2 protein-coding genes and 2 pseudogenes are annotated in these 8,961 nt (G+C 72.9%); all 4 read left to right on the top strand.

Annotated elements, in window-relative coordinates:
• A pseudogene (locus tag GTW43_RS01660) lies at nucleotides 1–765 on the top strand (serine/threonine protein kinase); the annotation flags it as partial.
• Nucleotides 766–1,457: 692 nt separating this feature from the next.
• Nucleotides 1,458–3,503 (top strand): flotillin family protein, encoded by a 2,046-nt coding sequence (locus GTW43_RS01655; RefSeq protein WP_161299739.1) that lies wholly within the window; start codon nucleotides 1,458–1,460, stop codon nucleotides 3,501–3,503.
• Between the two features lie 106 nt (nucleotides 3,504–3,609).
• On the top strand, nucleotides 3,610–8,436 hold the full coding sequence (locus GTW43_RS01650; RefSeq protein ID WP_161299738.1) for a DNA repair ATPase: 4,827 nt from the start codon (nucleotides 3,610–3,612) through the stop codon (nucleotides 8,434–8,436).
• Nucleotides 8,437–8,516: 80 nt separating this feature from the next.
• Nucleotides 8,517–8,961 (top strand): annotated as a pseudogene (locus GTW43_RS01645) (PucR family transcriptional regulator); the annotation flags it as partial.

The following is an 8,961-nucleotide window of genomic DNA, read 5'->3' as shown; positions in this document are numbered from 1 at the left end:
GCCTTCGGCCAGACCCCGCCGCCCGTCGCGCACGGCACCCGGCCCCCGCACCCGCACCCGACGCCCATGCCGGGCTACCGGGGCCCGGTTCCGCCCGGGACGCGCGTGCCCATGGGTGCTCCCTACCCCGGCGGGCCGCGCCCGTACGGGGTCATGCCGCCGCCCCCGAAGAAGCGGACCGGCCTCATCATCGCCCTGTCCGTCGTCGGCGTGTTCGTGGTGCTCGGGGTCATCGGCGCGCTGCTTCCCGACGAGGGCAAGGGCGACCAGTCGTCGTCCTCGTCCGGCGGGTCGAGCAGTTCCGGCGGCTCGGCGAAGGGCGGCGGAGGTGCCAAGCGTCCCGACCCCAAGCCGGCCACGTACAAGAGCATCAACCTGACGGACGAGTACTACCTCCAGCTCGGCGACAACCCCGTCAAGCCGATCGCCAGCGTGTCGGGAGCCCAGTACTACGACGGCGACTTCTACTTCTACGGTGGCCAAGGGGTCAGTGACCCGGAGGTCGGCACCGGCAACGGCAAGCTCGTTCTGCTCAACAACTCGCAGAAGGGCTCGCTCGAGACCTGCCGCAACGAGACCCGGTTCACCGACGCGATCAAGATGGACCAGCTGGGTGCCGGTGCGCAGATCTGCGTCCGCAGCGACGCCGGGCACATCGGTCTCGTCACGTTCCGCGGCAAGTCCGGTGCCAACGACCCGAGTACGTACATCACGGTCGACGTGATGACGTGGCGCAACGCGGAGGACGCGGTCGAGGACGACTGAGCCCTTTCCGTCGCAGTGTTCCGACGCCCTCCGGACCGCGGTCCGGAGGGCGTTCTGCGTGCCCCCGCGCGTCCTCTCGCCCGCCGGTGCGTGGGCGGTCCCGGCATCAAGAGCGCGTAAAGATTGCCGGAGTACGGCAATGTGTCAGACCTTGAACGCGGGGCAAGATGGTCCCGGCAGAAACGGGGGGCCGACCCCGGTGCCGGGTTCCGGAAACGGGCCCGGCGCCGGGATGCCACCGGGGGAGTCGTCGCGCAAGGGGGGCCGGAATGAGCGAGTCGCACACACAGCGGACTGCCGCGGCCGCGTACGGGGAACAGGCGCCGCGTCGCGGTGTCACGGCGGACGGCCGCAGGCCGGTCAAGTCCGCGCCTGACGAACCCGGTTCGGCCTCGCGCCGATCACCCGGCCCACGGGTCTAGACCCGCGCGGCATCGCACCGCCGCATCTCTCTCTTCTCGCCTTCATCTCCTGCACGGCCGCCGATCCGCACCGGACCGGGCCGTCCCGCGGGTGATGTCACGGATCATCGACAGGCCACGACGGCGCGCAACCGGACCTGTGCACCCCGCGTCGGTCTCTGACGTGTACCGGTCCTCCCGGTGCACCGTCGGAGTCTTCGGCGCAGCCCTGTCGAGATCGCCTTCACCGACACCGAGGGTCGACCGGCCCTGGATCCAAAGGACTTCTGAATGGATGCCACCACCGTGGGCATCGGCGTGACCGTCGTCGCTGTCCTGCTCGTCTGTGCCGCACTGCTGCTCGTCTTCACGCGATTGTTCCGCAAGGTCGAGCAGGGCAAGGCGCTCATCGTCTCGAAGATGCGCAAGGTCGACGTGACCTTCACCGGGCAGGTCGTGCTGCCGGTGCTGCACAAGGCCGAGGTCATGGACATCTCGGTGAAGACCATCGACATCACCCGCACCGGCCGCGACGGCCTGATCTGCAAGGACAACATCCGGGCCGACATCCGGATCTCGTTCTTCGTGAAGGTGAACAAGACCGTCGACGACGTCATCCGCGTCGCGCAGAACGTCGGCACCGCCCGGGCCAGCGACCAGAAGACGCTCCAGGAACTGTTCCACGCGAAGTTCTCCGAGGCGCTCAAGACGGTCGGCAAGCAGCTCGACTTCACCGACCTCTACACCAAGCGCGAGGAACTGCGGTTCCGGATCATCGAGGTCATCGGTGTCGACCTGAACGGCTACCACCTGGAAGACGCGGCGATCGACTACCTGGAGCAGACGCCGCTCAGCCAGCTCGACCCGGACAACGTCCTGGACGCGCAGGGCATCCGGAAGATCACCGAGCTGACCACGGTCGAGCACGTGCGCACCAACGAGTTCCAGCGCACCGAGGAGAAGGAGATCACGCGGCAGAACGTCGACGCCCGCGAGACCATCCTGGAGCTCGAACGCCGGCAGGCCGACGCGGAGATCAAGCAGAAGCGCGAGATCGACACCGTCCGGGCCCGCGAGGAGGCGGAGACCGCCCGGGTCGTGGAGGAGGAGCGGCTGCGCTCGCAGGGCGCGTTCCTCTCCACCGAGGAGAAGCTCGGGGTGCAGCGCGAGAACCAGGCCCGCGAGGTCGCCGTCGCGCAGAAGAACCGCGAGCGCGTCATCGCCGTCGAGAACGAGCGCATCGAGAAGGACCGGCTGCTCGAGGTCATCGCCCGTGAGCGCGAGACCCAGCTGACCAAGATCGCCGCCGACAAGGAGGTCGAGGCGGAGAAGCGGGAGATCGCCGAGGTCGTCCGCGAGCGGGTCGCCGTCGACCGCACGGTCGCCGAGCAGGAGGAGTCCATCAAGAAGCTGCGCGCGGTCGAGGAGGCCGAGCGCGGACGGCAGGCCGTCATCATCGCCGCGGAGGCCGAGGCGCAGGAGAAGCTGGTCAAGGACATCAAGGCGGCCGAGGCCGCCGAGCAGGCCGCGACGCACCGCGCCGCCGAGCAGCTCACGCTCGCCGAGGCCGAGCTCAAGTCCGCCGAACTCCAGTCGCAGGCCAAGCTCAAGCTCGCCACCGGTCTGCAGGCCGAGGCGGCCGCCCCGGGCCTCGCCGAGGTGCAGGTGCGCGACAAGGAGGCCGAGGTCACCGAGAAGGCCGGGCGTGCCGAGGCCGAGGCCACCGAGGCCCGGATGCGCGCCGAGGCGCTCGGCGCCCGCGAGCAGGCGCTCGCCGAGGCCACCGCGATCTCCGAGAAGCTCAAGGCGGAGGCCGAGGGCATCACGCAAAAGGCCGCAGCGATGGCCGCGCTCGACGAGGCGTCCCGCGGGCACGAGGAGTACCGGCTCAAGCTGCAGGCCGAGAAGGAGATCCGGCTCGCCGGGCTCGACGTGCAGCGGCAGGTCGCCGAGGCACAGGCCACCGTGCTGGCCACGGGCCTGGAGAACGCGGACATCAACATCGTCGGCGGCGAGTCCGTCTTCTTCGACCGACTCGTCTCCTCGATCGCCCTCGGCAAGGGCCTCGACGGGTTCGTCGAGCACTCCGAGACCGCCCGGACGCTCGCCGCACCCTGGCTGGACGGCACCTCCGACTTCACCGAGGACCTCGCCAAGATCCTCGGCTCGGTGTCCACGGCCGACGTACAGAACCTCACCGTCTCGGCGCTGCTCATGAAGCTCATGAAGAGCGGCGGCGACCAGGCCGGTCAGGTGCGCGAACTGCTCGACAAGGCAGGCCAGCTGGGGCTGGCCGACATGCCTCTGGCCGAGCTGAACGGCACCGCGCGCATCTGACCTCCCCGGCCGGCCGGGACCGCCCCACGGGGGTGGGCGGCCCCGGCCGGCCGCCGTACCACGAGCACCACGCGCACCACCCACGAGGACGAGAGGGAACCCGCACATGGAAACGGGTCTGGACGCGGGCACGTACGAAGTCCTGCGCGACCGGCTCGCCGGGCAGGCCCGGCAGCTCACCGAGCGGGCCACCCTGCTCAACGGACGCCGCCTGGAGACCTTCGGGTCCACCGGCCTCGCGCTCACCGGCACCGAGCACCTCGGCACCGCGCACCCGGCCGTCGCCCGGGACGTCGTCGCCGTCGGGGACGTCCTGCTCCTCGGCCGCACCACCCCGCTGGGCAGCCACGAGACCGCCGTCGCCGACGTGTTCACCCTCCACGACCGCACGAGCCTCGAGCGGCTCGACGACGGCGCCGTGCCCGGACTGCTCGACGACCCGGACTTCGTCCGCGAGTTCGGCGCCCTGCACCGCTACTACCGCGCGGCCCGGCTGATCCGGCTGCGCCCGCTCGACGGAAAGCTGCTCGCCGTCTTCCGCACCGGCGAGAAGGCCGACGACATCCGCGTACTGCGCTGGAGCCTCACCGTCGACGGCCGCGCCGCGTTCCTCGACGCGCGCGGCGACCGCGACCACGTCATGCCGCCCGCCCACGACCTGCGCTGGACCCGCACGACCCGCGACGACCAGGTCCCCGGCCGCCACCCGCACATCGCGATCCCCGGCGGCGAGCTGTACGTCGACACCCTCGACGGCAGCCTCACCCTCAAGACCGAGAACGACACCGAGACCGCCGACGGCATCTACAGCGAGCCCGTCGACGAGCCGCTGCAGTCCCTCGCCGACGCCTCCGTCGCGCACGCCCGCGTCGGCCCCCTGATCCTGCTGCGCGTGCGGCCGTACAAGGAGAGCGCCGACCGCTACCTCGTCCACGACACGCTCACCCGGCGCACCGCCCGGCTCGACGGCCTCGGACAGACCAGCCGCGTGCTCCCCGACGACCAGGGCGTCGTCTTCCCCGGCGGCTACGTCCTCGCCACCGGCGAGCACAAGAGCTTCGACGCCCTCGACACCGCCGGTCTGGAGTACGAGCGCACCGTCCGCTCGCCCAACGGCGAGGACGTCCTGTACGTGTTCCACGCCCGCGACCGCGAGCGCGGACTGCTGCTCTCGTACAACGTCATCCGCAAGGAGTTCGCCACCCCGATCCCCTGCCGCGGGCACGCCCTGTCCGACGACGGGACGCTGCTCGTGCTGCGCACGGTCGCCGACCCCGAGCCCGCCCGTGTCCACCCGCTCCAGCGGTGGAGCAGCCCCTACGTGTCCGACGCGCACGCCGCCGCCCGGCCGGCCGGTGAGGGGCCGCTGGCCCGGATCGGCAACGCCGACCTGGTGCGAGGCATCTCCGACGCGCTCGCCGTCGCCCGCACCGTCGCCCGCACCGTCGCCGGCACCGCGGACGCGCCGACCACCGCGGCGTACGAGGCGCTCGTCGCCGCCTGCGCCCGCGCCGCCGACCAGTACCACTGGCTCGGCGACACCGACGCCGGGGCGCTCGGCGAGCCGCTGGACGCGCTGCGGGCCACCGCCGAGCAGGTCGTCACCGAGTACGAGACCGTCCGCGGGCTCACCCGGCAGGCCGCCGAACGGCTCGCCGAGTGCGCCGACCGGATCACCGGGCTGGTCCGCCGCATCCGTGGCGAGGCGCCCCGCACGGCACCCGAGTGGGTCGAGCGCATCACCGAACTGCGGCGCGCACAGGGCCAGTTGCTGACCGTCAAGGAGATGCGCTACGCCGACACCGAGCGTATCGACGCCCTCGCCGCCCAACTCACCGAGGACATCGCCGCCGCCGGCCAGCGCGCGGTCACCTTCCTGGCCCGCCCCGACGCGTTCGCCGCGCACCACGAGCAGATCGCCGACCTCGCACGCCGCGCCGAAGAGCTGGAGACCGTCGCCGAGTCCGGCGCCCTGCGCGACGAACTGCACGAGACCGGCGAGCAGTTGCAGACGGTCACCGAGGCCGTGACCGGGCTCGACGTCGCCGACGCCACCGTGCGCGCGACGGTCCTCGAGCGCATCGCAGAGGCCCTCGCCGGCGTCAACCGCACCCGGGCCACGCTCGACGTGCGCCGCCGCGAACTGACGGCGCGCGAGGGCCGCGCCGAGTTCGCCGCCGAGTTCGCCCTGCTCGGGCAGGCCGTCACCGGGGCGCTGGCCGCCGCCGACACCCCTGCGGCCTGCGACGAGCACCTGGCCCGGCTCGTCCTCCAGCTCGAGGACCTGCACGGCCGCTTCGCCGAGTCCGAGGAGTTCACCGACGACCTGGAGGCCCGGCGCACCGAGATCCACGAGGTCTTCGCCGCCCGCAAGCAGAGCCTCACCGACGAACGGGCCCGCCGCGCCGAACGGCTCGTCGGCTCCGCCGGACGCGTCCTGGAGAGCGTCGCCCGCCGCTCCGCCGCGCTCGACTCCGCCGACGCCGTCCACACCTACTTCGCCTCCGACCCGCTCGTCGCCAAGGTCGGCCGCACCATCGACGAACTGCGCGAACTCGGCGACCAGGTCCGCGCCGACGAACTCGCCGGACGCGTCGTCGCCGCACGTCAGGAGGCCGTCCGCGCCCTGCGTGACCGCGCCGACCTCTACGCCGACGGCGGCGACACCATCCGGCTCGGCCGCCACCGCTTCGCCGTCAACAGCCAGCCCCTCGAGCTCACGCTCGTCCCGCACGGCGACGCCATGGCCTTCGCCGTGACCGGCACCGACTACCGGGCGCCCGTCACCGACCCCGCCTTCGCCGCGACCCGCGCCCACTGGGAGCAGCACCTCGCCTCCGAGACCGCGGGCGTCTACCGGGCCGAACACCTCGCCGCCCGCCTGCTCGACGAGCACGGCGCCGACGCCCTCGCCGCCACCGACGACCTCGCCGCGCTCGTGCGCCGCGCCGCCGAGGACGCGTACGACGAGGGGTACGAGCGCGGCGTCCACGACCACGACGCCACCGCGATCCTCACCGCGCTGCTGCGCCTGCACGCCGGGGCCGGACTGCTGCGCCACCCGCCCGCGGCCCGCGCCGCCGCGCAGATGTTCTGGGCGCACGAGGTGCCCCGGGAGGAGCGGGAGCCGCTCACCCGCCGCGCCCGCTCGCTCGCCCGCGCCCGCGACACCTTCGGGCTCGCCCCTGCCGTCGACGACTTCCGCGCGGAGCTCGCCGCGCGCATGGGCGGCGACGCGGACGCGGCGCGCTATCTCTTCGACGAGCTGAGCTGCGCGCCCGACGGTTTCGTCACCGCGACCCGCGTGCGCACCTTCCTCGACAAGTTCCGCCGCACGGTGGACGGTCCGGCCTACGAGGAGGACCTGCGCGGGCTGCCCGACATCGCGTCCCGGCGCCAGATCGTCGAGGCCTGGCTCGCGGCGTACGCCGCGTCCGCGGACCCGGCGGGGGAGAGCGCCGCCGATCTGCCCGAGGCCGTCGCCGTCGAACTCTGCCCGGACCTCGCGCGCTACGACGAGTCCGCCGACCTCACCGCCACCGTCACCGGACTGCTCGGCACCCATCCGCGCGTCCAGGGCCGCGCCCTCACGGTCCGGCTCGACGAACTCCTGTCCCGAACCCGGCAGTTCCGCACCGCGACCGTCCCCGGCTACCGCGCCTACCAGAAGCTGCGCACACGCCTCGCCGCCGTCGAGCGAGACCGGCTGCGGCTGGACGAGCACCGCCCGCGCGTCCTGTCGACGTTCGTGCGCAGCCGGCTGATCGACGAGGTCTACCTGCCGCTGATCGGCGACAACCTCGCCGCCCAGCTCGGCAGCGCGGGCGGCCTGCTGCTGCTCGTCTCGCCGCCCGGCTACGGCAAGACGACGCTCATGGAGTACGTCGCCGACCGGCTCGGGATGATCCTCGTGAAGGTCAACGGGCCCGCGCTCGGCCACGGTGTCACCTCCCTCGACCCGGCCGAGGCGCCGAACGCCGCGGCCCGCCAGGAGGTCGAGAAGATCAACTTCGCCCTGGAGGCGGGCAACAACGTCCTGCTCCACCTCGACGACATCCAGCACACCTCGCCCGAACTGCTGCAGAAGTTCATCTCCCTGTGCGACGCCCAGCGCCGCATGGAGGGCGTCTGGAACGGCCGGTCCCGCACCTACGACCTGCGCGGCAAGCGCTTCGTGGTCTGCATGGCCGGCAACCCCTACACCGAGTCCGGTGCCCGCTTCCGCATCCCCGACATGCTCGCCAACCGCGCCGACGTGTGGAACCTCGGCGACGTCCTGACCGGCAAGGAGGAGGCCTTCGCCACCTCCTTCGTCGAGAACGCGCTCACCGCCAACCCGCACCTCGCCCCGCTCGCCGGCCGGGACCGCGCCGACCTCGACCTGCTCGTCCGGCTCGCCGCGGGCGACCCCACCGCCCGGCCCGACCGGCTCGTGCACGCCTACCCGGCCGCCGAGCGCGAGCGCATCGTCACGGTGCTGCGCCATCTGCTCGCCGCCCGCGGCACCGTCCTCGCCGTGAACGCCGCCTACATCGCGTCCGCCGCCCAGGACCCGGCGACCCGCACCGAACCGCCCTTCCGGCTGCAGGGCTCGTACCGCGACATGAACAAGATCGCCGCGCGGATCGATCCCGCGATGAACGACGCCGAGCTCGCCGCCGTCGTCGACGACCACTACGCGAGCGAGGCCCAGACCCTCACCACGGGCGCGGAGGCCAACCTGCTCAAGCTCGCCGAGCTGCGCGGCACGCTCGACGCCCGGCAGAGCGCCCGCTGGGACGAGATCAGGGCCGGGCACGTCCGGGCCCGCACCCTGGGCGGTCCCGACACCGATCCGCTGGTGCGTGCCGTGGCCGCGCTCGGACTGCTCGCCGACCGGGTCGCCGCCGTCGAGTCCGCCATCACGCGCGCCTCCACCGCGCCCCCGCGGTGAACGCACCGCCCCGATGGGGGACCTCGCCGCACTCTGCGCTACAAAGGGCCTGGGGCGAGACCAGCGAGGTGGGGGTACATATGGCGGCGGAGCGGGGCATACCGGCCGAATTCCTGGACGGCTTCGTGCGCATCGTCGCCGAGGCCTCCACGACCGGCCGCAGGCTGACCCGCGACGAGCTCGACTCCCGGCGCGCCCTCGGCGAGCGCGCCGCCGAGGCCGGACACGGCCTGCGCACCCTCGTCGGCGTCCACCTCGCGGCGGCCCGCGCCCACACCTACGACCGCGCCGCCACCCTCGACGGCGTGCTCACCGCCGTCGAGCAGGGCGTCGACGCCTTCGCCGAAGGGTACGAGCGGGCCCAGCGGCTCGCCGTGCGCCGCGAGGAGGCGGCCCGCCGCGAGTTCATCGACGACCTGCTGCACGGGCGCAGCGACCTCGGCCTGCTCGCCGAGCGCGCCGAACGCTTCGGGCTCCGGCTCTCCTTCGCGCACGCCGTCGCCGTGGCCCAGGGCGAGCGGTCCT

Origin of the sequence: Streptomyces sp. SID5785, assembly GCF_009870065.1 — a bacterium.
Taxonomy (GTDB): domain Bacteria; phylum Actinomycetota; class Actinomycetes; order Streptomycetales; family Streptomycetaceae; genus Streptomyces.
This window is presented reverse-complemented; position numbering and strand designations above follow the sequence as displayed.